The organism is Streptomyces sp. NPDC051555 (assembly GCF_044454405.1).
In the GTDB taxonomy this organism is placed as follows: Bacteria; Actinomycetota; Actinomycetes; order Streptomycetales; family Streptomycetaceae; genus Streptomyces.
Window position 1 is genome coordinate 1 of the sequence record NZ_JBITDP010000034.1, and the last position, 24,140, is coordinate 24,140.

At 71.8% G+C, this 24,140-nt stretch carries 20 protein-coding genes and 1 pseudogene; 15 read left to right on the plus strand and 6 right to left on the minus strand.

The window, feature by feature from the left end; translation table 11 throughout:
• Positions 1 to 193 precede the first annotated feature (193 nt).
• The 3 genes and pseudogenes from ACIBEA_RS39340 to ACIBEA_RS39350 form a co-directional block, all read left to right on the plus strand.
• Positions 194 to 406, plus strand: a complete 213-nt coding sequence (locus tag ACIBEA_RS39340) for a hypothetical protein (RefSeq protein ID WP_399268350.1) — start codon at positions 194 to 196, stop codon at positions 404 to 406.
• A complete protein-coding gene (locus ACIBEA_RS39345) occupies positions 403 to 591 on the plus strand; it encodes a hypothetical protein (protein ID WP_399268352.1) in 189 nt (62 codons plus the stop codon). Before ACIBEA_RS39340 ends, ACIBEA_RS39345 begins: the two co-directional genes overlap by 4 nt.
• 122 nt (positions 592 to 713) lie before the next feature.
• Positions 714 to 902, plus strand: a pseudogene (locus tag ACIBEA_RS39350) (protein-L-isoaspartate(D-aspartate) O-methyltransferase); the annotation flags it as partial.
• 396 nt (positions 903 to 1,298) lie between these two features.
• On the opposite strand, the gene ACIBEA_RS39355 reads toward ACIBEA_RS39350, so the two are convergent.
• Positions 1,299 to 2,012 (minus strand): hypothetical protein, encoded by a 714-nt coding sequence (locus ACIBEA_RS39355; RefSeq protein ID WP_399268354.1) that lies wholly within the window; start codon positions 2,010 to 2,012, stop codon positions 1,299 to 1,301.
• A 273-nt stretch (positions 2,013 to 2,285) separates the two neighbouring features.
• Here ACIBEA_RS39355 and ACIBEA_RS39360 point away from each other — a divergent pair, with 273 nt between their 5' ends.
• Complete coding sequence (locus tag ACIBEA_RS39360; RefSeq protein WP_399268356.1) at positions 2,286 to 2,714, plus strand: hypothetical protein; 429 nt, start codon at positions 2,286 to 2,288, stop codon at positions 2,712 to 2,714.
• A gap of 202 nt (positions 2,715 to 2,916) precedes the next feature.
• Positions 2,917 to 3,309, plus strand: a complete 393-nt coding sequence (locus ACIBEA_RS39365) for an ATP-binding protein (protein ID WP_399268358.1) — start codon at positions 2,917 to 2,919, stop codon at positions 3,307 to 3,309.
• Between the two features lie 41 nt (positions 3,310 to 3,350).
• Here ACIBEA_RS39365 and ACIBEA_RS39370 read toward each other — a convergent pair whose 3' ends face one another.
• Together ACIBEA_RS39370 and ACIBEA_RS39375 are read right to left on the minus strand one after the other, a co-directional pair.
• The gene (locus ACIBEA_RS39370) at positions 3,351 to 4,436 is read right to left on the minus strand and encodes a DUF2637 domain-containing protein (protein WP_399268360.1); all 1,086 of its coding nucleotides are present in this window, start codon (positions 4,434 to 4,436) and stop codon (positions 3,351 to 3,353) included.
• Between the two features lie 201 nt (positions 4,437 to 4,637).
• On the minus strand, positions 4,638 to 5,489 hold the full coding sequence (locus ACIBEA_RS39375) for a (2Fe-2S)-binding protein (protein WP_399268362.1): 852 nt from the start codon (positions 5,487 to 5,489) through the stop codon (positions 4,638 to 4,640).
• A gap of 95 nt (positions 5,490 to 5,584) precedes the next feature.
• Here ACIBEA_RS39375 and ACIBEA_RS39380 point away from each other — a divergent pair, with 95 nt between their 5' ends.
• Positions 5,585 to 6,319: a GntR family transcriptional regulator gene (locus tag ACIBEA_RS39380; RefSeq protein WP_399268445.1), complete on the plus strand. Its 735-nt coding sequence runs from the start codon at positions 5,585 to 5,587 to the stop codon at positions 6,317 to 6,319.
• A gap of 368 nt (positions 6,320 to 6,687) precedes the next feature.
• Here the strand turns inward: ACIBEA_RS39380 and ACIBEA_RS39385 are convergent, their stop codons facing one another.
• Positions 6,688 to 7,458 carry a hypothetical protein gene (locus ACIBEA_RS39385; protein ID WP_399268364.1) on the minus strand — a complete coding sequence of 257 codons (771 nt, stop codon included), beginning with the start codon at positions 7,456 to 7,458 and terminating at the stop codon, positions 6,688 to 6,690.
• A gap of 168 nt (positions 7,459 to 7,626) precedes the next feature.
• Positions 7,627 to 9,312, minus strand: coding sequence for a PucR family transcriptional regulator (locus ACIBEA_RS39390; protein WP_399268366.1), 1,686 nt, complete (start codon positions 9,310 to 9,312; stop codon positions 7,627 to 7,629).
• 253 nt (positions 9,313 to 9,565) lie between these two features.
• Here ACIBEA_RS39390 and ACIBEA_RS39395 point away from each other — a divergent pair, with 253 nt between their 5' ends.
• From ACIBEA_RS39395 to ACIBEA_RS39430, 8 genes are all read left to right on the plus strand, one after another.
• Positions 9,566 to 10,462 (plus strand): FAD binding domain-containing protein, encoded by an 897-nt coding sequence (locus ACIBEA_RS39395; RefSeq protein ID WP_399268368.1) that lies wholly within the window; start codon positions 9,566 to 9,568, stop codon positions 10,460 to 10,462.
• Positions 10,463 to 10,464: 2 nt separating this feature from the next.
• On the plus strand, positions 10,465 to 11,070 hold the full coding sequence (locus tag ACIBEA_RS39400) for a (2Fe-2S)-binding protein (protein ID WP_399268370.1): 606 nt from the start codon (positions 10,465 to 10,467) through the stop codon (positions 11,068 to 11,070).
• 2 nt (positions 11,071 to 11,072) lie between these two features.
• Positions 11,073 to 13,475 (plus strand): xanthine dehydrogenase subunit D, encoded by a 2,403-nt coding sequence (gene pucD / locus ACIBEA_RS39405; protein WP_399268372.1) that lies wholly within the window; start codon positions 11,073 to 11,075, stop codon positions 13,473 to 13,475.
• A gap of 328 nt (positions 13,476 to 13,803) precedes the next feature.
• Positions 13,804 to 15,267 carry an NCS2 family permease gene (locus ACIBEA_RS39410; RefSeq protein WP_399268374.1) on the plus strand — a complete coding sequence of 488 codons (1,464 nt, stop codon included), beginning with the start codon at positions 13,804 to 13,806 and terminating at the stop codon, positions 15,265 to 15,267.
• A 79-nt stretch (positions 15,268 to 15,346) separates the two neighbouring features.
• On the plus strand, positions 15,347 to 16,498 hold the full coding sequence (locus ACIBEA_RS39415) for an XdhC family protein (RefSeq protein ID WP_399268376.1): 1,152 nt from the start codon (positions 15,347 to 15,349) through the stop codon (positions 16,496 to 16,498).
• A 132-nt stretch (positions 16,499 to 16,630) separates the two neighbouring features.
• Positions 16,631 to 17,902, plus strand: a complete 1,272-nt coding sequence (locus ACIBEA_RS39420; protein ID WP_399268378.1) for a YncE family protein — start codon at positions 16,631 to 16,633, stop codon at positions 17,900 to 17,902.
• Positions 17,903 to 18,026: 124 nt separating this feature from the next.
• Positions 18,027 to 19,277 carry a glycoside hydrolase family 6 protein gene (locus ACIBEA_RS39425; RefSeq protein ID WP_399268379.1) on the plus strand — a complete coding sequence of 417 codons (1,251 nt, stop codon included), beginning with the start codon at positions 18,027 to 18,029 and terminating at the stop codon, positions 19,275 to 19,277.
• A 32-nt stretch (positions 19,278 to 19,309) separates the two neighbouring features.
• A complete protein-coding gene (locus tag ACIBEA_RS39430; RefSeq protein ID WP_399268381.1) occupies positions 19,310 to 20,578 on the plus strand; it encodes a GNAT family N-acetyltransferase in 1,269 nt (422 codons plus the stop codon).
• A 2-nt stretch (positions 20,579 to 20,580) separates the two neighbouring features.
• Here ACIBEA_RS39430 and ACIBEA_RS39435 read toward each other — a convergent pair whose 3' ends face one another.
• Positions 20,581 to 22,836 (minus strand): germacradienol/geosmin synthase, encoded by a 2,256-nt coding sequence (locus ACIBEA_RS39435; protein WP_399268383.1) that lies wholly within the window; start codon positions 22,834 to 22,836, stop codon positions 20,581 to 20,583.
• A 266-nt stretch (positions 22,837 to 23,102) separates the two neighbouring features.
• Here ACIBEA_RS39435 and ACIBEA_RS39440 point away from each other — a divergent pair, with 266 nt between their 5' ends.
• The gene (locus tag ACIBEA_RS39440) at positions 23,103 to 24,074 is read left to right on the plus strand and encodes a hypothetical protein (RefSeq protein ID WP_399268385.1); all 972 of its coding nucleotides are present in this window, start codon (positions 23,103 to 23,105) and stop codon (positions 24,072 to 24,074) included.
• Positions 24,075 to 24,140 lie beyond the last annotated feature (66 nt).

Here is a 24,140-nt window from a genome sequence, read left to right on the forward strand (position 1 = left end):
GCCACCATGGCCTCCCCTTCCCCGCGTGCCTCAGTGCCTGCCCTGGCGCGCATGGTTCCACACCCGCAGGCTTCGTAGCGTGAATTTGCAACTTCGTAAATCCCGATGCAGTGGTTGCATTGAGTGCAGTCAACTGCCACGCTGAGTCTAAGAGCACAGCGCGTAGTGGAACGATCACGCTGAGGGGCGACGTATGTCCTACGAGATGAATGCGCCGGTTGTGGCGAGCCTGGATCAACTCTTCGTCACCGCCCCGCGGGCCACCCCCGGCTGTGACGTCTGCGCCGCCCTGCTGGACCAGTGGCACCGGCTGAGAGGGCCGCGCTCGCCGGAGTACGACCTCTCCGCCGCCTCGGACCGGGCCGTGGAGATCCGCAAGTGCCCGAACCACCCGGTGTCGGCATGAGCGCCGACGGATATCGCTTCTCGGCGCAGTGGCAGCGGGAGTTGGAGGCGGCCGTGGCCGCGCAGCTCCGAGCTGACGCGACGTCGGTGCTCCTCGTGGCGGCGGAGGAGTACCGCAGGGACTTGGCGGCGGCCCGCGAGCAGCGGCCCCCGCGTTCCCCCGTGGACCCGCCGCCGACCGCCTAGGCGGTCGGCGTGCGGAGGGCGGCAGGGGTGCCCCCGGTGAGGTCGGGAGGTGCCCCTGCCCGCTCCCGTTCGTGAAAGACGACGTGACGAGAGCCCTCCGTCCGGGATCGTGGACGGCAGGCGTGACCGCGCGGGGCGCCGAGAACCTCAAGGCCGAGGGCTACGCGCCGCACCTGACCTGTGGCGACGGACTCGAAGGGGTCCCGGATCGGGAGCCCTTCGACCGGGTCGTCAACACGGCCTCGGTCCGGCAGGTGCCGTGGGCGTGGGTCGAGCAGACGCGGGAGGGCGGCTTGATCCTCACGCCCTTCGGCACCGCCTACAGCAACGCGGGGCTGCTCCGGCTGACCTCGCACGGCCGCCGCGCCACGGGCCACTTCGTGGGCGGCTCGTCCTACATGTGGATCCGGGACCACCGGCCCACGAACACCCCGCACGTGGACGGAGGATCGCGCCGGAGGGCCTCTCCCATCTGCCCCGCGGAAGTACTGGGGAGGGGATGGGAACAGGACTTCGCCGTGGGGCTCCAGGTCCCGGACGTCACGCACGCGCACCGCGGAGCGGGGGAGGAGCGGGAGGTCCAGTTCGTCGACCTGGCGGGCACGCGCGGGGGCAACGGGCCTGGCTGGGGCACTCCGGCGACCCCGTGCCCGTACCGGAGCGGCCGGCCTAGCGGCGCCCCCGCCCGGTCGGCGGGGGCGGTCGCCTCAGCGGGTGGCGGCCAGCGCCGAGACGTCCACCTTGTACGGGGCGAAGGCGGCGTTGTTCTTGCAGGTCAGCTCCTCCCAGGTGCTGACCTTGGTGACCGGGTCGGTGCGGGTCAGGTGGAACTTGCAGGCGCCCTTGATGTACTGGCCCTTCACCCCGCCGGGGAAGTCGACCTCCTTGTTCCACAGGTACGGCGAGTTGTAGTTGTTCAGCCGCGCCGTGGCGTTCACGTCGATGCCGCCGGGGGCGTAGATCTCGTAGACCCAACCCGTCTTCTCCGCACCGTAGGTGGCGAACTTCTGCGCCACCCACTTCTCGCAACTGGTGCTCAGGTGCGCGCTGTTCTGCCCGCCGCCCTTGACGATGTACTCGGCGAGGGGAGTCAACTGGCGCCCGCGCGGGGTGAAACCGGTGCGGAAGATCTCCTCGACCCCCTCCCTCGTGTCACCGCGCCACAGGACGTTGACGTCGCTGCGCCACTGCCAGCGCTCGCCGTCCGCACCCGCCGCGACGTCGCGGCCGATCGAGCTGTCGGTCGTCGTGCGGTACCAGTCCCAGGGGCGGTAGTCGACGGTCGGCCCGCAGGGCGTGGTCAGGTCGTCGGCGAGCGCGACCGTAGCGACCGGTGCGACCGGGGCGGCGACGGCCGGGGTGATGGAGACGACGGAGACGAGGGAGAAGGCGGCGAGGAACCGGAGAGCGGACTGCAACATGGTGGGGACCCATCAGTCGATCAACGTGACGGGCCCCTTTATATGCGCGCTCTGAACGGCCGAGACGGACGGGGAAGTCGGTTCCACCCGCACGGGTGGAACAGTCGTACCGGATAAAGGATTCGGCTCAGAGATCCGGTGGATGGCCACGGCGGAGGGCGGAGTGTTCACCGTGGATACGGGCATGTGCAATCCGCGGGTCGCGCGCTATCTTTCCTCGAACGGCGCTGACGGCGTCAAGTGGTCCCGGTGTCGGGCGACGGCGGTTTCTCGATGCTGAGGGGAGATTTCCTCACCCTGGTGCAGTACGACCACCCCGTCGAAGTGGTCCTGTTCGTCAACTCGTCCTCGGGCATGGCCGAGTGGGAGATGTTCATTTCCGGCCGCCTTCGTACGGAGCGACGCATCACCGTCCGGGCGTCGCCGCGATCGCCTCCGTGGTGGGGGAGCTTCGTGGCGTACGGGCGTCGGGTGCGGGGTCCCGAGCAGCTCACCGGGGCTCTCGGGGACGGATTCCGGCACGAGGGGCCCGCTCCGGTGGGCGCGGCGACCGCCCCCGGTGTCCTGTGGATTCCGCCGAGGACCAGTACCGAAATGGTCACCGCTTTCGCACGTTCCGCCAGCAAGATCGCGCGCACCGGCGGGGTCGGCCGGGTGATTCGGATGGCTCGATCCAACCTCCTTAAGGTGCCCTTGAGTTGAGCTCGAAGGAGTGCGGATTCTCCCGGTGGGAAGAAGCCCTTCCGTAGGCCTGTTCGAGAGGGACTTCGGGATACGGAGGGCTGTCGCCGTGCGGGTGGGGGCGAACACCGGAAAACTGTCGAGAAGAGGACGGCCCGAACCTCGGGAGCCGTCGACCACGGGCGACGGGAGCGCGGGCGACACACTGTGGATCACCCGCCGCGTGCGCCGGGCGGATCTGAAGGCGGTGGGCGAAGTACGCAAGGCGTTACGGGAACTGCTCCGGCACCGCTGCCGGGGCGACGCGGCCGATGTGGCCGAACTGCTCACGACCGAACTCGTGACCAACGCCCTCGTCCACACCGACCAGGGGGCCGAGGTCTTCGCAGGCCTCACCGCCACCCGGCTGCGGGTGGAGGTGCGGGACTACGTCGCACGCCACCCCAGACCGTTCGTACCGACCGCCGACGACGGTACGCACGGCCGGGGACTGGTGCTGATCCAGGCCCTCGCCGACACCTGGGGCGTGGACTCCCTGGGCGGCACCACCGGCAAGGTGGTGTGGTTCGAGATCGACGGGGGCGCCGACGCGACGTGGGCGGCGGAACCGGCCTGAGCGCCGCGCGCCCGGACCGGTACCGCCGCCACGGTGGCCGGTCAGCCGAACTGCTGCTCCAGGTCCTTCAACTTGCGCTCCAACGAGTCGAGTCGGGGGATGGTCTGGGTGTCGTCCTCGGCGGTGAGGTCCACCGTCCGGGACGCCGTCTCGGACGGATCGGTCCCGTTGACGGCCTGGAGCGACGGCCGCCGCCGCAGCGGGAGTTGACCCGCGTCGGTCGGCGCCGGCTCCCCGCCGATGGCGGCTGCGGAGCCCGTGGCCACACCCGGTGCGGTCGCGAGTTCGTGTTCTTCCATGACGACCTCTTGCAGTTGGCGGCCCCGCGAGCGGCCGAAGGCCCGGCTCTGCCGTCCCAGCGCCTTGATGCGGGCCCGGTCCAGCCGGTTCTGGTCCCGCCTGCGGTGCCGGTCCTGCGCCTTCTCCCGCTTGTCCTCCCTGACTTCGTCGACCGCCTCGTCGAGCGTGCGCACGCCCTCCAGCAGCATCAACGACCAGGCGCCGAAGGTCTCCCGCGGAGCCCGCAGCCAACGCACGATCCGGATCTGCGGCAACGGCCGCGGCACCAGGCCCTGTTCGCGCAGCGCCGCCCGGCGGGTCTGCTTGAGCGCCCGGTCGAAGAGCACCGCCGCGGACAGCGACATCCCGGAGAAGAACTGGGGCGCGCCGTCGTGGCCGAAGCCCCGTGGTGCGTGCACCCAGTTGAACCAGGCCGCGGCCCCGGCGAAGAGCCACACCAGTATCCGGGACCCGAGGGCCGCGTCACCGTGGCTCGCCTCGCGGACGGCGAGCACCGAGCAGAACATGGCGGCGCCGTCGAGGCCGAAGGGGACCAAATACTCCCAACCTCCGGAGAGGTTGAGGTTCTGCCGCCCGAAACCGACCAGCCCGTGGAAGGAGAGCGCCGCGGCGACGGCGGCGCAGCAGAAGAGCAGGACGTAGGAGGCGGTGCCGTAGATGGCCTCCTTGCGGCGGCGGCGGTCCTCGCTGCGTTCCCAGCTGTCGTCCGACGCGGCCTTCTCGCCCTCGCGCTTGCTCTTCGCCAGCACCGCCACTGCCGCAAGTACGCCCAGGATCAACAGGCTGCCGGGCAGCAGCCAGTCCAGCGATATGTCGGTCAGTCTCATGCGGTGTCCCTTGCCTCGCGTATGCGGCTTTCCGGGCGCCATAGTGGCGGATCGCGCAAGGGCCGCACGCGGGTTTCGGGGCAAGAGGACGCCAACGGGGGGCGGAGCCCGCCGGATAGGGTGTTGTAGGTCGAACGGGCTCTCGTTCAGGGTCGATTGAGTTCGATTAACCTCACCCGAACGGGTGGCTTCACCAGGACGTCATGCCGCGGCGGCGGATTCCGTCAGCCGGGCCACGCGGTCCGTGTCGCAGGTCCGGGGGCACGTGGTGCAGGTGTCGTCGGGGCGGATCGTGTAGAAGAAGCAGCAACTCGCCCGGTCCCGGGTGGGCAGTTCCTCGCCCGCGGGTCCGGTCAGCGTGCGGAAGCCGCTGCCGCCGGTGTACGGAGCGCTGCCGCCCGGCAGGAGCAGGTCCAGCTCCGCCATCGCGCGGCGTTCCTCGCCGAGCAGGTCCCCGACGTACCAGAGGCTCTCGACGACCCCGTCGGTCACCAGGCCCCACAGCGCCCGGCGGCCGCGCCGCGTCCGGGGGCCGAAGCCCTCCAGCACCGGCCCGAGGTGCTCGGCCACCGCGGCCCGCACCTGCGCGCGCAGCGCCTCCTCGTCGGGCACGACCAGGGCCCCCGGGAGTCCGGCGGCCGGATCGTCCGGCAGGCACGCGAACCGCTCGACCTCGATGCTCATCCGGCCCTCGGACCGGTGGTGGGCGACCCGGTCCGGGGGCAGGTGCGGCACGCGCCGCGCCAACAGCCACGGCACCGTGATCAGCAGGCAGGCCGACCACGCGTAGCGGTGCAGGCCGAAGGTCGCGATCACGTCGGGTCGGCCCTTGTGGCCGTAGTCCCGGAGCACCTGGGCGTCGTCCCACGCGAGGTAGGAGTCCAAGGCGGCGCCGCCTTGGGCCAGTTCGTCCGCGCCGACCCATCCCGGGCCGCGGGGGGAGGGCTCGTGGGCGGCGCGCTCGATGACCCGCAGCTGCGGATAGGCCGCGGAGAGGCGGGCGTAGGCGTCCGCGAGGGGAGAAGGGAGTGCCGTGACGGTCATGCGGGCCATGGGTGGTCCACCGAATCGCGCGATCGTTGACAGGTTAGCCTTACCTTACCTGATCTCGTGCGGTCCGTATCGACGGCGCCCGCGCCGCGTCACCTATTCTCGGGAGGAACCCGCAGGCGGGGAGCGGAGCGGAGGAGGATCGAGTGCAGGACACGGACCGTGCCGGGGTGCCCGAGCAGGCCCGTGCGGAGGCCGGCGCCGAGGGGTCCTCCGCGCGCCGTCCGGTGCTACGGCATTCCGTCCGCGGCCAGGTCCTCGACGCGCTGCGCGCCGCGTTGGTCGACGGCACGCTCGTGCCCGGCGAGATCTACTCCGGGCCCGCCCTGGGGGAACGCTTCGGGGTCTCGGCCACGCCGGTGCGCGAGGCGATGCAGCGGCTGGCGATGGAGGGGGCGGTGGAATGCCTCCCGAACCGGGGCTTCCGGGTGGTCGCCCCGACGCCGGGCGAGTTGGCCGAGCTGGCCGAGGTACGGGCGCTGCTGGAGGTCCCCGTGATGCTGGGGCTGGTCCGTACGGCCGAACGGGCGTCCTGGGTCGCGCTGCGGCCGCTCGCCGAGGCGACCGTGGCGGCGGCGGAGGCGGGTGACCTGCCGGGGTACGCGGAGGCGGACCGGGCCTTTCACCGGGGGGTGCTGGGGTTGGCGGGCAACGGGCAGCTGCTGCGGGTCGCGGACGAGGTGCACCGGCGGGTGCAGTGGGCCCGGAGCCGGCGCTCGCTGCTGTGCACCGATGCGGCGCAGCACGTGGCGTTGCTGGAAGCGCTGATCGATGCCGACGCGAACACGGCCGACACCCTGATCCACGCCCACTTCGCCTGGCCCCCGCACTAACCGGCCCCTCCGGCCCCCGGCGTGCCCTCAATCGCCGGGCGGGCTTGATGTGGCCGGGGCCGGATCGCTGGCGCACTCCAGCCTCGCCGGCGTTTGAGGCGCGGGTCCGGGCGGAGCCCGGGGCGGGGCGGAGCCCCGTTTGCTGGTGCCGCTGCGTGGGGCCTCCGGCGGGCCCTCAAACGCCGGGCGGGCTGGATTGGCCTGGCGCCGGCCTGCTCCGGACTCGCCGGGCGGGCTGGGTTGGCCTGGCGCCGGCCCGCTCCGGATCCGCCGGGTGGGCTGGGTTGGCTTGGCGCCGGCCCGTCCGGACTCGTCGGGCGGGGTGGATTCGGCTGGGCCCGGTCCGCCTCGGCCCCGCCGGTCCGGCGTCAGGCCGCGGGGGTCAGGTGGGCGGCCAGCCAGGTGGGGATGCCGCCCAGGAGGCGGAAGAGGCGCAGGGCCTCGGCGCGCAGGCGGGCGGCCTCCGGCTCCGGTTCGGCCTCCGCGAGCGCGGCCAGGGCGGGCGCGGTGCCCACCAGGAAGCCCAGCTCCTCCCGGATGCGCAGGGATTCCGCGAAGCCGTGCCGCGCCTCCGCCAGCTCCCCGTCCCGCAGCGCGAGCCCGGCCAAGTGGCGCCAGGTGAAGGACAGCAGCAGGGTGTCCCCGTGCGCCGTGGCCCCCGCGTGCGCGCGCCGGTACGCGGGCCTCGCCGATTGCGGGGCGTCGGCCAGGTGCTCCGCCACCAGCCCCCGCCGGAAGTCCAGCAGCGGCCGCGTGGGCGATCCCGGGGCCAGCAGCGCCGCCGCCCGCCCCAGCGCGGAGCGCGCCTCGTCGGACCGGTCCCGGACGCCCAACACCGTCGCTGCGTAAGCCAGTTGGCCGCGCTCACAGGCGGCCGCGCCGCGCTCGTCGTCGTCCTGGGCCACCGCCTCGGCGATCCGCAGCGCGTCCTCCGCCTCGGCCCAGCCCTGCCCGGTGAACAGGCACCGTTCGACCAGCAGCGCGGTGCGCTGCACGGCCGGCCCGGCGCGGCCCACGTGCGGGTCCAACAGGGCCGCCGCGTCCGTCCAGCAGCCCCGCGAGCGAAGCCGCCATATCGCCCGCTGGAGGGGGTCGTCCCCTCCGGTCATTCCGGCACCCGACATGGCGGTGTCCGCCACATTGCCCTCCCCGAAGCAGCCAAGCCAGCGCGCTGCCCGCGCCCTGGGGCGAAATGAGAGCACGGATCCACTTGATCGGCCAAGGGGTCGGGTGAACCTTTTCACAAAGTCCGGACACCTCGTCAGTCGCTCCCGGCCGCCCGGCCGACCCCCCGGCCGGGCCGCTGATCAGCTCATCCGCAGTGCCAGGAAGAAGTCCAGCTTGTCCTCCAGCCGCGAAAGATCGCGGCCCGTCAACTGCTCGATTCGCCCGACGCGGTACCGCAGCGTGTTGACGTGCAGGTGCAGCCGGGTCGCACAACGGGTCCAGGACCCGTCGCAGTCCAGGAACGCCTCCAGGGTCGGGATCAGCTCCGCCCGGTGGCGCCGGTCGTAGTCCCGCAGCGGGTCGAGCAGCCGCGCGGTGAAGGCGCGGCGCACGTCGTCCGGGACGAAGGGCAGCAGCAGGACGTGCGAGGCGAGCTCGTGGTGGCCCGCCGCGCAGACCCGGCCCGGTCGGGCGGCCGCGACCCGGCGGGCGTGCCGGGCCTCCTCCAGCGCCCCGCGCAGCCCCTCGGCGGAGTGCACCGCGGCGCTGACGCCCAGCGTGAGCCGGCCGTCCTCGGCCAGACCGGCCGCCAGGGGCTCCCGTACGGTCGTCAGGAGCACGTCGGCGTGCAGGGCGGTGTCGGGGCCCTTGTCGTGCGTGGGCTCCCCGGAGTCCGCGGACAGCGCGGGCAGCGGTACGAGCGCGATCGCCTCGTCGCCCGCGTGGGCGACGGCGATCCGGTCGGAGGGCTCCGGACCCGACAGGGTCGGGTCGACCAGGATCTCCTCCAGCAGCGACTGGGCCACGGGACCGCCGGGGATGTCCCCGCCGTCCCAGTCGACCCGGGCCACCACGACCTGCCAGTGCGGGGCGGCGCCCAGCCCGGGCAGCAGCACGGGGGCCGCGACCCGCAGCCGGGCCGCGATCTCGGCGGGCGGAGCGCCCGTCTGGACGAGCTCCAGCACCTCCTGGGCGAGGCGCCGGCGGACGGTGCGGGCGGCGTCGCGCCGGTCCCGCTCGACGGCGATCAGCTGGGTGACGCCCTGGAGCAGGTCCAGGCGCTCGGCGGGCCAGTCGCTCGCGTCGGCCTCGACGGCCAGCAGCCAGTCCGACAGCACGCTCTCGCGCACGTCACGGGCCGCCGGGCCGGTGCCCCGCCCGTGTCCCCTGATCGGGAAGAGCGAGTAGGTAATACCCTGGATGGAGATCCGGTGCGGGCCCCTGCGGCCGGTCCGGACCGCCGCCAGGTGTTCGCTGGCCAGCGCCGCGCAGATGCCGGGCGCCAGCGGTTCGCCCGCCCCGGCGATCTGCCGTCCCGTAGGGGACAGCACCCAGGCGCGCAGATCGAGGTCCGTGGTGAGCAGATCGAGGACCACGTCGGGGCCACCGCCGGCGGGACCCGACGTCATCAGGCGCCGGTGGCGGTCCACGACGGCCGCGAGGTCCCCCGCGCGCTCCCCGGAGACCTGCCGCACGACGTACTCGGTGATCGTGGCGAATGCAACGTCTTCGTTCACGGCGAACAACGGCAGTCGATTGCGCCGACAGGCTGATACCAGATCGTCCGGGATGTCTCCCAGCTCGGCCTCACCGGCGGCCAGGCCCGCCACCCCGGCGCTCGCGAGCAGTCGTGCGAACGGCTCGGAGTCGTCCGAATTTCGCCGCCAGGCCAGGCCGGTCAGCACGAGTTCCCCGCCGGAGAGGTATCGGCTGGGATCCCTCAGGTCCGTCGTCATGACGCCCCGGACCGTGCGGTCCAGCTCCTCCTGGCCGCCCAGCAGCCGCAGCCCCAGCGCCTCGGTTTCCAGCAGTGCGCGCAGCCGCATGATGTCGCCGCCGATCTGTCTCGATGTTGCCGTTGGAAATCGGGCAGGTCAGTGCATCCTGCCTTTCATACGAATCTACAAGACGAGGGAGGCCGTCAGCCAACTCCTTCATGGTTTCAGTGACTGCACCCGGGGGACGCGCGGCTTGTGTACTGGCTCCACACCGCATTAACAGCACGTGAACGACCAGTCGAGGGTCTTTGGGCCCGCTGGCTTGAAGTGATCGACACGATGAAGAAGAAGAGAGCCGCACATGGACTTCCTTCGCCCCGCCAGCTGGGAGGAGGCGCTCGCCGCTAAGGCCGAGTACCCCTCAGCTGTGCCGATTGCGGGTGGCACCGATGTGATGGTCGAGATCAACTTCGACCACCGTCGGCCGGAGTACCTTCTGGACCTGAACCGCATCGGCCTCCTGCGGGAGTGGGAGGTCGGCGAGGATGTGGTCCGGCTCGGCGCTTCCGTCCCGTACACGCAGATCATGGAGAACCTCCGCACGGAGCTTCCCGGTCTCGCCCTGGCCTCGCACACGGTCGCCTCGCCGCAGATCCGTAACCGCGGCGGCGTCGGTGGCAACCTCGGCTGCGCCTCCCCGGCCGGCGACTCCCACCCCGCGTTGCTCGCGGCGGGCGCGCAGGTCGAGGTGGAGTCCGTACGCGGTTCCCGCCTGATCCCGATCGACGAGTTCTACACCGGTGTGAAGCGCAACGCGCTCGCCGCCGACGAGCTCATCAAGTCCGTCCACATCGACAAGGCGGACGGCCCCCAGCAGTACTCCAAGGTCGGCTCCCGCAACGCGATGGTCATCGCGGTGTGCGCGTTCGGTCTGGCACTGCACCCGGAGACCCGCACGGTCCGCACCGGCATCGGCTCGGCCGCGCCGACCCCGATCCGTGCGAAGGCCGCCGAGGAGTTCCTGAACGCCGCGCTCGAAGAGGGCGGCTTCTGGGAGTCCGGCAAGGTCATCACCCCGTCGATCGCCAAGCAGTTCGGTGACCTCGCCTCCGGCGCGGCCAACCCGATCGACGACGTCCGCGGCACGGCGAAGTACCGCCGTCACGCGGTCGGCATCATGGCTCGCCGCCAGCTCGTCTGGACCTGGGAGCAGTACCGCGGTACCGGAAACGGCCGCTCGCTTGAAGGGGCTGCGTAATCATGCGCGTCAATTTCACTGTCAACGGTCGTCCGCAGGAAGCCGACGACGTCTGGGAGGGCGAGTCCCTCCTCTACGTCCTGCGCGAGCGCATGGGCCTGCCGGGTTCGAAGAACGCCTGTGAGCAGGGCGAGTGCGGTTCCTGCACCGTCCGCCTCGACGGCGTGCCGGTCTGTTCCTGTCTGGTCGCGGCCGGTCAGGTCGAGGGCCGCGACGTCGTGACCGTCGAGGGCCTGGCGGAGTTCGCCAAGCAGCGCGACGAGCACGGCCACGGCGGTGCCTGCGGCACCGGCGGCGGCTGCGGCAGCAAGGGCGTGTCCCTGGACGCGGCCAAGCAGTGGCAGTCCAAGCCGGGCGACTCGCAGACCGGCGAGGGCATCGAGCTCTCCAACATCCAGCAGGCGTTCATCGACGCCGGCGCCGTCCAGTGCGGTTTCTGCACCCCGGGCCTCCTGGTCCAGGCCGACGCGCTGCTGGAGGAGAACCCCTCCCCGTCCGACCAGGACATCCGCGAGGCCCTGTCCGGCAACCTCTGCCGCTGCACGGGCTACGAGAAGATCCTCGACGCGGTCCGCCTCGCGGCCGCCCGTCAGGGAGAGGCGGTCTGACCATGGCCCAGAACACGCGCACGGTCCCGGCCGGTACGCCGACCAACGTCACGCAGAAGCACACCAAGGGCGGCATCGGCGAGTCCACGCTGCGCCCCGACGGCACCCTCAAGGTGACCGGTGAGTTCGCGTACTCCTCGGACATGTGGCACGAGGACATGCTGTGGGGCCAGACGCTGCGCAGCACCGTCGCCCACGCCGAGATCGTCTCGATCGACATCTCCGAGGCCCTGGCGATGCCGGGCGTCTACTCGGTGCTGACGTACGACGACCTGCCCGCCGAGATGAAGAACTACGGCCTGGAGATCCAGGACACGCCGGTTCTCGCCAACGGCCGGGTACGCCACCACGGTGAGCCGGTCGCCCTCGTGGCCGCCGACCACCCGGAGACCGCCCGCCGCGCGGCCGCCAAGATCAAGATCGACTACAAGGAGCTGCCGCTCGTCACGGACGAGGCCTCCGCCCTCGCCCCCGGCGCGCCGCTGATCCACGAGGGTCGCGACGACCACCACATCGGTCACGTCCCGCACCCGAACATCGTGCACCGTCAGCCGATCATCCGCGGCAACGTGGAAGAGGCCCGCAAGCGCGCCGACGTCATCGTCGAGGGCGAGTACACCTTCGGCATGCAGGACCAGGCCTTCCTCGGCCCGGAGTCCGGTCTGGCCGTCCCGTCCGAGGACGGCGGCGTCGAGCTCTACGTCGCCACCCAGTGGCTGCACTCGGACCTCCAGCAGATCGCGCCCGTCCTCGGCCTGCCGCCGGAGAAGGTCCGCATGACGCTCTCGGGCGTCGGCGGCGCCTTCGGTGGCCGCGAGGACATCTCGATGCAGATCCACGCCTGCCTGCTGGCCCTGGCCACGAACAAGCCGGTCAAGATCGTCTACAACCGGTTCGAGTCCTTCTTCGGTCACGTGCACCGCCACCCGGCGAAGCTCTACTACGAGCACGGCGCGACCAAGGACGGCAAGCTCACGCACATGAAGTGCAAGATCGTCCTGGACGGCGGCGCGTACGCGTCCGCTTCCCCGGCGGTCGTGGGCAACGCGTCCTCCCTCTCGGTGGGTCCGTACGTCCTGGAGGACGTGGACATCGAGGCGATCGCGCTCTACACGAACAACCCGCCCTGTGGCGCGATGCGCGGCTTCGGCGCCGTCCAGGCCTGCTTCGCCTACGAGGCCCAGATGGACAAGCTCGCGGCGAAGCTGGGCATGGACCCGGTCGAGTTCCGCCAGCTGAACGCCATGGAGATGGGCACGGTCATGCCGACCGGCCAGGTCGTGGACGCGCCGGCGCCGGTCGCCGAGCTGCTGCGCCGGGTCAAGGCCCGCCCGCTGCCGCCCGAGCGCCAGTGGGAGACCGCGGGCGAGGGTGCGGACGTCCGGGCGCTGCCCGGCGGCCTCTCCAACACCACGCACGGCGAGAACGTCGTCCGCGGCGTCGGCTACGCGGTCGGCATCAAGAACGTCGGCTTCTCCGAGGGCTTCGACGACTACTCCACCGCCCGCGTGCGCCTGGAGGTCATCAACGGCGAGGCCGTCGCGATGGTCCACACGGCCATGGCGGAGGTCGGCCAGGGCGGCATCACCGTCCACGCGCAGATCGCCCGTACCGAGCTGGGCGTCACGCAGGTGACCATCCACCCGGCCGACACGCAGGTCGGCTCCGCCGGTTCCACGTCCGCCTCGCGGCAGACGTACATGACCGGTGGCGCCGTGAAGAACACCTGTGAGGCCGTCCGCGAGGCGCTCCTGGAGATCGGCCGTCGCAAGAACGGCTCCTTCCACCCCGCGTGGGCCACCGCCGAGCTGTTGCTCGAAGGCGGCAAGATCGTCACCGACGGCGGCGAGGTCCTCGCGGACATCGCCGAGATCCTCGAGGACGAGGCCATCGACCTCGAACTCGAGTACCGCCACCACCCGACCGTCCCCTTCGACCTGGTCACCGGTCAGGGCAACGGGCACGTCCAGTACACCTTCGCCGCGCACCGCGCGGTGGTCGAGGTGGACACCGAGCTGGGTCTGGTCAAGGTCGTCGAACTCGCGACCGCGCAGGACGTCGGCAAGGCGCTGAACATGCTCTCGGTGGTCGGCCAGATCCAGGGTGGCACCACCCAGGGCCTCGGCGTGGCGATCATGGAAGAGATCATCGTGGACCCGAAGACCGCGAAGGTGCGCAACCCCTCCTTCACGGACTACCTGATCCCGACCATCCTCGACACCCCGACCATCCCGGTCGACGTCCTGGAGCTCGCCGACCCGAAGGCCCCCTACGGCCTCCGCGGCATGGGCGAGGCCCCGACCCTCTCGTCCACCCCGGCCGTCATCGCGGCGATCCGGCAGGCGACGGGTCTGGACATCACCAAGACCCCCATCCGTCCCGAGATGCTCACCGGAACCCTCTAGGGATTCCGGTCCCGCCGGGACCAACACTCTCCGGGCGGTGTGACGCGGGAACGTCACACTTGCCGGTCGCACCGCCCGGAGTACGAAGTACCGCACCGCTCGCGGTCCGCTTCACCCGCAGTACCGGAAGTACCGCAACACCAGCAGTAACCGCAGTACCAGCAGTTACAGGCAGTACCAGTGGTAACGAAGTAGCAGCAGTACAAGAGCAGCTCACTTGCTTCGTCTCGGGCCGTCCCCCGGGTCGTGCAGCCAAACGCACCATCCCAAATCCCGCGTCTCCAATCTTTTCTGCGGGTGCCCCTTTGAACCTTGGGAGTTAGGCACCATGACCCAGTCGTCTGTGGAGCCCAAGACCACCGCGGAAGAGGCCGGCGACGGCTCTCTCACACCCGCCGGGCGTTCTTGGCTCGACCGGTACTTTCACATAACGCACCGCGGATCCACCGTCTCGCGAGAAGTGCGCGGCGGCGTCACCACCTTCATGGCGATGGCGTACATCCTCCTGCTCAACCCCCTGATCCTTTCGGGCAAGGACGTCGCGGGCGACACCCTGAGCCAGAAGGCCCTGATCACGGCCACGGCCTTCGCCGCCGCCCTGACCACCCTCCTGATGGGCTTCATCGGCAAGGTGCCGCTGGCCCTCGCCGCCGGTCTCTCCGTCTCGGGCGTGCTCTCCTCGCAGGTCGTGCCCCACATGACCTGGCCGCAGGCCATGGGCATGTGCGTCATGTACGGCGTGGTGATCTGTCTCCTGGTCGTCACCGGCCTCCGCGAGATGATCATGAACGCGATCCCCCTCGCGCTCAAGCACGCCATCACCATGGGCATCGGCATGTTCGTCGCCCTCATCGGCCTCGTGAAGGCCGGCTTCGTGGGCCACGGCTCCGAATTCGGTCCCCCCGTGAGCCTGGGCGCCACCGGTGAGCTCGCCGGTTGGCCCGTCCTGATCTTCGCCGTGACCCTGCTCACCATCTTCATGCTGCAGGCACGCAAGGTTCCCGGTGCGATCCTGATCGGCATCGTCTCCGGAACCGTCCTCGCGGTCATCCTCAACGCCGTGGCGGACATCGACCCCAAGGCCTGGCGCAGCGGCGCCCCGGAGCTCACCGGCTCCGCGGTCTCCATGCCCGACTTCTCGCTCTTCGGCAAGGTCGAGTTCGGCGGCTGGGGCGACGTCGGCGTGATGACGGTCGGCATGATCGTCTTCACCCTGGTGCTGGCCGGCTTCTTCGACGCGATGGCCACCATCATCGGCGTCGGCACCGAGGCCAAGCTCGCCGACGACAAGGGCCGCATGCCGGGCCTGTCCAAGGCGCTCTTCATCGACGGTGCCGGTGGCGCCATCGGCGGCATCGCGGGCGGCTCCGGCCAGACCGTGTTCGTCGAGTCCGCGACCGGCGTCGGCGAGGGTGCCCGTACGGGCTTCGCCTCCGTCATCTCGGGTCTGCTCTTCGCGGCCTGCCTCTTCTTCACCCCGATCACCCAGATCGTCCCGGGTGAGGTCGCCTCGGCCGCCCTGGTCGTCATCGGCGCGATGATGATGCAGAACGCCCGCCACGTGGACTGGTCCGACACGGCCACCGCCATCCCGGTCTTCCTGACCGTCGTGCTCATGCCCTTCACGTACTCGATCACCGCTGGTGTCGCCGCCGGTGTCATCTCGTACGTCGCCATCAAGGTGGCGCAGGGCAAGGCGCGGGAGATCGGTGGCTTCATGTGGGCGCTGACCGTGATCTTCGTGGTCTTCTACGCGCTCCACCCGATCGAGGGTTGGCTCGGCGTCGGCTGAGCCGTCCCGGCCTGATGCACCACTCTTGAACCCTCCACGCAATCCTGTCACCGGAAACCGAACCTCCGAGGAGGCCGCAATGCTGGACATCGCCGAAGAACTCAACCGGTGGGTCGAGCAGGGACGTGACTTCGCCGTCGCCACGGTCGTGGCGGTCGGCGGCAGCGCACCCCGGCAGCCCGGAGCGGCCCTCGCCGTCGACAGCGAGGGCACCGCGATCGGTTCGGTCTCCGGCGGGTGCGTGGAGGGCGCGGTGTACGAGCTGTGCCAGCAGGCGCTCGAAGACGGCGAAACCGTCCAGGAGCGCTTCGGGTACAGCGACGACGATGCCTTCGCCGTAGGTCTGACCTGCGGCGGAATCATCGACATCCTGGTCACCCCGCTCCCCGTGAACTCCCCGGCCCGCGCCGTCTTCGAGGCCGCGCTGGCCGCCGCCGCCAAGGGCGAGGCGGCCGCGATCGCCCGGATCACCGACGGTCCCGCCGAGCTGATGGGCCGGGCGATCCTGGTCCGCTCCGAGGGGCCGTACGAAGGCGGCCTCGGCGGCCACCCCGAGCTGGACCGCACGGTGGCCGAAGAGGCCCGCGCGATGCTGGACGCGGGTCGGACCGCGACCCTGGAAATGGGCGCCGACGGGCGGCTCTGCGGCCGTCCCATCACCGTCCTGGTCGAGTCGAGCGTGCCGCCGCCGCGGATGATCGTCTTCGGTGCCATCGACTTCGCCTCCGCGCTGGTGCGAGTGGGCAAGTTCCTCGGCTACCACGTCACGGTCTGCGACGCGCGGCCGGTGTTCGCGACGAAGAACCGTTTCCCCGATGCCGACGAGATCGTGGTCGACTGGCCGCACCGGTACTTGGCGGCCACCTCGGTGGACGCCCGTACGGTCCTGTGCGTGCTGACGCACGACGCCAAGTTCGATGTGCCGCTGCTCGAACTGGCCCTGAAGCTCCCGGTGGCCTACGTCGGCGCGATGGGATCGCGGCGCACGCACGAGGACCGCAACGCGCGGCTGCGCGAGGTCGGCGTCACCGAGCTGGAGCTGGCGCGGCTGCGCTCGCCCATCGGCCTCGACCTGGGCGCCCGTTCCCCGGAGGAGACGGCCCTGTCCATCGCCGCCGAGATCGTCGCCAGCCGGCGCGGCGGCAGCGGACGCGCCCTCACCGGCGCGCACACCCCGATCCACCACGACGGCTCGGCCGCCGTCGTCGGCCGGATAGGCGTCGTCGCTTGAAGCGGTGACCACGGATCCACGAAGGATCCACGCACCGAGCACAGGACGTGACCCCACGGGGGTTGCGTCCTTTTGCCGTTCCCCCTATTTTACCCGCCGGTAACAGCGCCTTCCCGCAACGGAGTTGAGCGAATGTCCCGGACCTCCTCAGTACGCGTCCTCTCGGCCGTCTGCGCCCTGGCCGCGGCCCTGCTCGCGGCGGGCCCGGCGCCCGCGGCCGCCACCGCCACGGTCACCGCCACGGCCGACCCCGCCGCCCTGCGGGAGGTCCTCTTCGTCGGGAACAACTGGGAGGGGACCGCCGACGTGCTCGCCTCCACCGGGGAGCTCGGCAAGGTGGGTCGCATCAACGTGATCCCGGACAAGGAGGAGCGGCTCCGGGAGATCTACCTGAACCCGGTCAAGCTCGGCTTCTTCCTGGGGATCCGCACCACCGCGGGCGAGGGCCACGACCAGTTCGTGGACGACATGTACACCACCCCGGACGGCAGCGCCGTCGTCGTCTCCCGCCCCAGCTTCGCCGACGTCGTCTCCGTCGACGTGCGGACGGGCCGGATCAACTGGCGCTTCCCGGTCGCGGGATACCGGGCCGACCACATGGCGGTGTCGCCGGACGGGTCCCGGGTCGCGGTCTCCGCCTCCACCGCCAACACCGTGCACGTCCTGGACATCGCCACGGGACGCCAGCTCGGCTCCTTCGGCACCGGCGACAAGCCGCACGAGAACACCTTCACCCACGACGGCCGGTACCTGTGGAACAGCTCCATCGGTGACGTGACCTCCGCGCTGGACGCGCCATGGCTGGACTGGACGAAGGGCGACCGGAAGATCACGGTCGTCGACGCGCAGACCTTCCGCACCGTCCGCGTGATCGACATGCGCGCGCGGCTCGCCGCCTTCGGCCGCTCGGACCTCTCCGACGCGGTCCGCCCCATGTCCTTCAGCCCCGACGAGTCGAAGCTCTACTTCCAGGTGTCCTTCTTCAACGGCTTCCTGGAGTACGACGTGGCCACCGACCGGATCACCCGGATCAAGACCCTCCCCGTCAACCCGGCCACCAACAGCGACCGCACGACCTGGGTCAACGACTCCCGCCACCACGGCATGTCGATGAGCCCCGACGGCGCCAAGCTCTGCATCGCGGGAACCATGGACGACTACGCGACGGTCGTGGACCGGGCCACCCTCGCCGAGGGGCCCTTGGTGCCCGCCGACAAGCCGTACTGGGCCACGGTCGACGGGGACGGGACGGGCTGCGTGATCTCCGAGAGCGGCGCCGACCGGATCACGGCCATCGACTTCGCCACCGGGGCCAAGCGGGTCTCCGTCCCGGTCGGGGACCACCCGCAGCGCGTCCGGCTCGGTCACGTCCCGGCGCTCTGGACGGGCCCGGCCGCGCACTGACGGGCGCGGGCCGGCGGGAACCGGTGAGAACGGCGCGAGCGCGAACCCACACGGGTTGCTCCGTTCGGCCGCCCGGGTAACGGCGCTTGACCCGGGCGGCGCGGCTGCGCGAGCGTCGTGGGGCATGCGCCACCGACACCTCGCCCGTACGGGCCTGCTCGTCGCCGTCCTCGCCGCGCTCACCGCACCGGCGTCCGCGGCCACGTCGTACGGCCCCGCCCCCTTCCCCGCGCCCGGCCCGGCCCGGGCCGCCTCCGGTCCGGGCCGGCCGCTCTTCGCCCCCGCCGCCGACCCCGGGGCCGCTCGCCAGGCCCGGGAACTGATCGCCGCCGGGCACCCGCGGGAGGCCGCCGGGATCACCGCGATGGCCGCCACCCCGCACGCCGTCTGGCTCGGCGACCAGAGCCCCGCCCGCGCGGAGGCCGAGGCGCGGGCCGTGACCACGCGAGCCGCCCGGCAGGGGGCGCTGCCCGTGCTGGCGCTCTACAACGTGCCGGGCCGGGACTGCTCCCAGTACTCCGCGGGCGGCGCCGCCGACGGCAAGGCCTACCGGGCCTGGATCGACGCGGTCGTCCGCGGGATCGAGGACCGTCCGGTGGCCGTGGTCCTGGAGCCCGATTCCCTCGCCCTGTTGCCCCGCGAGTGCGCACCGTCCGTCGGCGGCGCCGGCGCGACCGGCGCGGGGTCGACCGACGAGCCGGGCCGGACCCGGACCGCCGCCCGCTACGCGGAGATCGGGTACGCGGTCCGGGCGCTGGCGGCCGGGCCCGCCACCGACGTGTACCTCGACACGGGACACGCCGCCTGGCACACCGTCAACACCATCGTGCCCCGGCTCCGTCAGGCGGGCGTCGCCGGCGCCACCGGCTTCGCCGTCAACGTCTCCAACTACCACTCCGACGAGGCCGGCAGCTGGTTCGCCACCCTCGTCTCGGCCTGCCTGGTCCACGTCGAGGCCGGCGGCCGCGTCGCCGACTGCCCCGACCAGTGGCGCCCGCGCGCCGAGGCGCGGGCCTGGCTCGCCGCGCACCTCGACGCCACCGCCCGGGCTCGCATGAAGCACTACGTCAGCGACACCAGTCGCAACGGCCGGGGCGCCTGGACCGCCCCCGCGGGCAAGTACCGGGAGCCGCAGGAGTGGTGCAACCCGCCCGGCCGGGGCCTCGGCGCCCGCCCGACCACGGACACCGGCGACCCGCTGGAGGACGCCCGGCTCTGGATCAAGACACCCGGCGCATCCGACGGAAACTGCCTGCGCGGCACCGCGGGTCCGCTCGACCCCGAGCGCGCGGTCGTGGATCCCAAGGCGGGGGCCTGGTTCCCGGACCAGGCACTCGAACTCGTCAGGCAGGCGAATCCAGCCATTTTGAGGTGACCAGTCCGCAATGAGCGATTAGTCTCCCGATCATGGTGGACATGCGTGCGGAGCGGAGCGGAGACAAGTCGGTGGAGATTCGTGAGGTGCCCGAGGCGGATATCGACCGCGCCCTGGAACTCGCGTACATGGTCTTCCACGACCGCCCCGAGAAGGAGGTGCGCGAGCACCATCACACGATGCTGCTCGGGTGCGAGCGGCTCGCCGCCTACGACGGCGACGTGCTGGTCGGCTTCATGGCCGCGCACGACTTCCGGCTCTCGGTGCCCGGGGCGGACCTGCCCTGCCCCGGACTCACCTTCGTCTCCGTCGCCCCCACCCACCGGCGCCGCGGCGTCCTGACCGCGCTGATGCAGGAGATGCTGCGCCGCACGGCCGCCGCGGGGCGGCCCCTCGCCGCGCTGTGGGCCTCCGAATCCCTCATCTACGGCCGCTTCGGCTACGGCTCGGCGACCCGCGGCGCCACCATCGAGATCGACTCCACCCGCCCGCTCGCCCTGCGCATCACCCCCGACGGGCGCCCGCTGCGCCTGATCGACCCGGCCGACGCCCCGGCCGTCCTCGGTCCCTACCACGAGGCCTCCCGGGTCGCGCGGGCCGGCCGCCCGACCCGCGACGCCTACCGCTGGCGCGAGGAATGGCTGCGGGAGGAGGACGAGGAGGACGAGGAGCTGAGCCCGCCGAGGATCATCGCGGTGGGGGAGGCCGGGCACCCCCTGGCCGGGTACGTCCTCTACCGCACGAAGCCGGAGGACGACCGCGGCCCCCTCAAGGTCCCCGGACTGGTCCAGGTCGACGAACTGGAGGCGGACACCCCGGCCGTGGCCGCCGCCCTGTGGAGCTGCCTGGCCGCCCTGGACCTGACCGGCAGGGTGGTCGCCTGGGGCCGCCCGGCCGACGACCCGCTGCTGCACTTCGCCGCCGACCGCGACCAGGTGCGGGTGACCGGCGAGTTCCCGGCGCTGTGGCTGCGGCTCGTCGACGTACGGGCGGCGCTGACCGCCCGTAGCTGGGCGGCGCCGGTCGATCTGGTGCTGGAGGTGGCCGACGTACGCCTGCCCGCCAACGCGGGTCGGTTCCGACTGGTGGCCGGGCCGGACGGGGCGACGTACGAGGCCACCGGTGCGACCGCGGACCTGGCGCTCGACGTCCGCGACCTGGCGGCCTGCTACCTCGGCGGGACCCGGCTCGTGGAACTGGTCTGCGCCGGGCTCGCCGAGGAGCGGACGGCGGGCGCGGCGGCGGCCCTGGACGACGCCCTGCGCACCCGCTTGTCGCCGCACACCGCCGACGAGTTCTAGGGTCAGGGAGTCAGGGAGGTCCTGAGCGAGTCGATCGCTCGGACCGCCGACATCCCGAAGTCCGGTCCCCACAGGGGGAGTCCGGCCGTGGATCCCGGCCCCTTCTGGTCCGCCAGGGGCCGGTCCAGGTCCTCCTCGCGGTAACGCCGGGCCTTCTGGTGCCAGTTCAAGATGCCCGCGAGCCAGTCCTCCAGCTCGTGGACGTAGCCGTCGAGCCCGGCCCGGGCCTCCCGGTCGAGCTTCCAGTCGTCGTAGAGGAGCGGCAGCTGGGTCCGCGCGATGTGCTCGAACTCCTCGGTGCGCTGAGTCTGGAGGGCGTGGCAGATGTGCAGCGCACGGGGGTAGTCGATGTCGAAGAAGTTCCGGGTGACGAGCACGTAGTTGTGCACCTCGCCCTCGACCTCGATCTCCTTCTGGTAGGAGAAGATGTCGTTGATCAGGCAGGCCGCGTCGGCCGCCGCGTTCTCCAAGGAGCGGATGATCCCCGACCGGTAGATCTCCTCGGGGATGCCGCGGCCGGCCCGTCCGAGCCGGCACAGGTACATCGTGAGGTTGCTGCCGAAGGTGGCGCGCCGCATCTCGGCGTAGTCGACGGGGTCCGGGATCCGGTTCAGGACCTGGTTCTCCACCTCCCACAGCCAGCTCTGCAGCATGTCCACGAGCGTGGCCCGGAATTCGCCGCGCACGACGTGGTCCATGTCGGCGGCGGTGCGCTGCCACAGGTCGGCCAGCCCCCGCTCCAGCGCGGTCACCGGGACCAGCGCCTCGGCGGGGTCCACCGGGATGACGCCGATCAGCCGGGCGGTGGCCGCCTTGGCGGCGGCCAGGTTCTTCGGCCGCGCGAAGGCGACGGGGTAGTAGTCGTCGCCGTACGTCCCCCAGCTCAGCCAGCACGCGTTGAGGGCGAGGGCTTCGGGCGTGGCGTCGGGGTCGATCCCGGCGGAGCAGAGCGCGAAGTCGTAGCCCCGGAGCTTGGCTTCGGTCCAGATCGCGGAGGCGGGGTCGCCGGGCTGCGGGTCGAGCAGGCCCATCCGGCGGCACCAGGCCACCGACTCCTCCAGCGCGTGCTGGTGGTGGGGGCTGAGCGCGAGGGGGAACGGCATGCGGAGGTCCGGGATCACGGACGGGCCGGTGCGCTCGTGCGGGACGTGGGTGAAGGAGCGGCGGCGCATGTCCTGTGCGCGCGGGGCGAACACCGAGCGGACGTCGACGGCGGCGGCGGCGAAGCCGGAGGGGAGGAAGGGCAGGGTGAGGGGGGCGGCGGAGCGCGCCCCCTCGTTCATGTAGCGACTGGAGACCAGGTGCCAGGCGTGGCCGCCGGACTGCCAGTCCTGGAGGCCCTTGGTGTAGGCGAGGACCGCCGCGATCTCGGCGGGGTCCATGGCGTGGTCGGCGAAGAGCTGGGGGAGTTCGGCGAGCGCGGTGTGCTCGAACTGCTGGAGCCGGGAGGTGAGCAGGTCGTTGGAGGCCTCGGCCGCCTCCTGGGTGCCGCACTCCAGGAAGGTCTCCAGGACGAGCACGGCGTTGGAGAGTTCGCCCTCGTCGGCCACCTCGCGCTGATAGCTGAAGATGTCGTTCCTGATGTGCACGGCGTCCGAGAAGGCGTCGCGCAGCACCCCGAGCGGGCGCGAGTGCGCGATCCGGGCGGGCACCTCGGCGGACACGTACTCGATCAGGCCCGCGGACCAGGGGGCGCCGCCGACCTTGCGGCGCATCTCGATGTACTCCAGCGGGTTCGCGATCCGCCCGATGTTGATGTTGGCGAGCTCCCACATCGACTCGTTGAGCAGGTTCTTCGTGCTCAAGGAGAACCGTTCCCGCCAGTCCATCGACATGTGCGGGACCGTCCGCGCCCAGAGGTCGGCGAGGCCGGCCTCCACCGGGTTCGTGGCCCGCGGGAAGCCGTCGGCCAGGTCCATGGGCATGAAGCCGGCGAGCCGGTCCAGGTACTGCTTGGCGCCGTCGCGGTCCTGGGAGCGCTTGAACATTTCGAGGAAGTGGTCGTCGAAGAAGAAGACCCAGACGTACCAGTCGGTGACGAGGGAGAGGGCCTCGCTGTCACAGTCGGGGTGGGTGTAGGAGCAGAGCAGCGCGTAGTCGTGCGAGTCGAGGTCGTGTTCCTCCCAGACCCCGGACCCCTCCAGCATCTCCAGGTCGCGCGCCCACCGCTTGGTGTGGGCGCGGGCCGATTCGAGGTGGGGGTTCAGGCGCGCCGGGTACGGCACGTAGAAGTCGGGCAGTTCGAACGGCTGCGTCACGGGAGGGTCGGCCTTTCGTCGGGGGCGCGGGGGCAGGTCCACCGCGCGCCCCCGCACGAGATCAGCACGGCCCCGCCCGGGGCGCGGGGGAGACGAGGGGGAGTTCACTTCATCAGGTGACGGGAGGGTCGTTCGGGAGCGCGCCGGGGCGGGAATGTGATGGAGATCGGCGCGCGGACTTGGCAGAGTGCACCCATGATCCGACGATGGCGGTTCGGGGGCCGGTCGGCTCCGGGCGCCGCGGGTCCAGGGGGAAGGAAGACCGGATGCGACAGCCGTTTCGCGGGGCAGCCAGGGCGGTGTGCCTGACCGGACTCGTCCTGTTCGGCGCGCTCGGCCCGGTGGGCCTCGCGGGGTCCGCCCGGGCCGCAACGCCCGCTCCGGTGCCCTCGGCGACGACCTCCCCGTCCTCGCTCTCGGCGTCGTCCTCCCCGGCCACCACGGCGCCCGCCGCGGACGCCGGGCCCCAGTTGGGCTTCTCCGGACCCTTCCAATTCGTGGAGACGGGCGGCCCGATCTGGATCGGCGTCGCCGGCATGCCCGAGGGCTGGACGGAGGCGGTCGCCTCCTCGCCCGCGCTGGTGGAGCCGGTCCCCCTCGTCCCCGAGCCGCCCGGGCTGCCCGGAGGCGGGCCGGGCAACGGCCGCCCCGCCGACCAGGAGCACACCTACCGCGTCCGCGCGGACATCGCCCCCGGGACCTACACCGTCACCCTGACCAGTGGGGGCCGTACGGTCGTGACCGCCCCGCTGACGGTCGTCGCGCCGGGCTCGGCGGACATCACGCGCTTCGTCCTCGGCCCGCGGGAGGAGTTCCTGGGCGGCGACGCGTCGGTCGCCGTCCGTCCGGGGGCCGAGGCCGTGGTGGTCCTGACCGACTACCGGGCCGCGGACGGCGAGAGCTCCCTGCTGGTCAAGTCGCCGGTGTTCGAGCGGCCGTTGAAGATCGTGCGCAACGGTCCGGACGATCCGGGCTGCAAGTGCGACGACGGCGGCACCGTCTTCTCGGGGCACGCCCGCGTCCGCCACGGTGTGCGACCGGGCACCTACGACATGACCGTGGTCAGCCACCACGGCAAGGAGACCACCACCCGGCGGGTGACCATCGCCGGTGAGCCGGTGACGGACCCGAAACCCTGGTTGATCGGCGGTGGGGCCGCCGCCGGGCTGCTCGTCCTCGCCGCGGTGGTCCGGACGGTGATCGTGCGGCGGCGCCGCGGAGGAGCACACCAGGCGTAACGCCGCCCCGCTCCCGCCGACCCGATGCGATCCGACCCGACGCGACCTGTGCCCGCCCGCCCGGCC

Bases quoted from the DNA above. Each gene is read 5' to 3' on its own strand.
- ACIBEA_RS39340 (WP_399268350.1), top strand. From the start codon at position 194: ATGTCCTACGAGATGAATGCGCCGGTTGTGGCGAGCCTGGATCAACTC.
- ACIBEA_RS39345 (WP_399268352.1), top strand. From the start codon at position 403: ATGAGCGCCGACGGATATCGCTTCTCGGCGCAGTGGCAGCGGGAGTTG.
- ACIBEA_RS39355 (WP_399268354.1), bottom strand. From the start codon at position 2,012: ATGTTGCAGTCCGCTCTCCGGTTCCTCGCCGCCTTCTCCCTCGTCTCC.
- ACIBEA_RS39360 (WP_399268356.1), top strand. From the start codon at position 2,286: ATGCTGAGGGGAGATTTCCTCACCCTGGTGCAGTACGACCACCCCGTC.
- ACIBEA_RS39370 (WP_399268360.1), bottom strand. From the start codon at position 4,436: ATGAGACTGACCGACATATCGCTGGACTGGCTGCTGCCCGGCAGCCTG.
- ACIBEA_RS39375 (WP_399268362.1), bottom strand. From the start codon at position 5,489: ATGGCCCGCATGACCGTCACGGCACTCCCTTCTCCCCTCGCGGACGCC.
- ACIBEA_RS39390 (WP_399268366.1), bottom strand. From the start codon at position 9,312: ATGCGGCTGCGCGCACTGCTGGAAACCGAGGCGCTGGGGCTGCGGCTG.
- ACIBEA_RS39395 (WP_399268368.1), top strand. From the start codon at position 9,566: ATGGACTTCCTTCGCCCCGCCAGCTGGGAGGAGGCGCTCGCCGCTAAG.
- ACIBEA_RS39400 (WP_399268370.1), top strand. From the start codon at position 10,465: ATGCGCGTCAATTTCACTGTCAACGGTCGTCCGCAGGAAGCCGACGAC.
- pucD (WP_399268372.1), top strand. From the start codon at position 11,073: ATGGCCCAGAACACGCGCACGGTCCCGGCCGGTACGCCGACCAACGTC.
- ACIBEA_RS39410 (WP_399268374.1), top strand. From the start codon at position 13,804: ATGACCCAGTCGTCTGTGGAGCCCAAGACCACCGCGGAAGAGGCCGGC.
- ACIBEA_RS39415 (WP_399268376.1), top strand. From the start codon at position 15,347: ATGCTGGACATCGCCGAAGAACTCAACCGGTGGGTCGAGCAGGGACGT.
- ACIBEA_RS39420 (WP_399268378.1), top strand. From the start codon at position 16,631: ATGTCCCGGACCTCCTCAGTACGCGTCCTCTCGGCCGTCTGCGCCCTG.
- ACIBEA_RS39425 (WP_399268379.1), top strand. From the start codon at position 18,027: ATGCGCCACCGACACCTCGCCCGTACGGGCCTGCTCGTCGCCGTCCTC.
- ACIBEA_RS39430 (WP_399268381.1), top strand. From the start codon at position 19,310: ATGGTGGACATGCGTGCGGAGCGGAGCGGAGACAAGTCGGTGGAGATT.
- ACIBEA_RS39440 (WP_399268385.1), top strand. From the start codon at position 23,103: ATGCGACAGCCGTTTCGCGGGGCAGCCAGGGCGGTGTGCCTGACCGGA.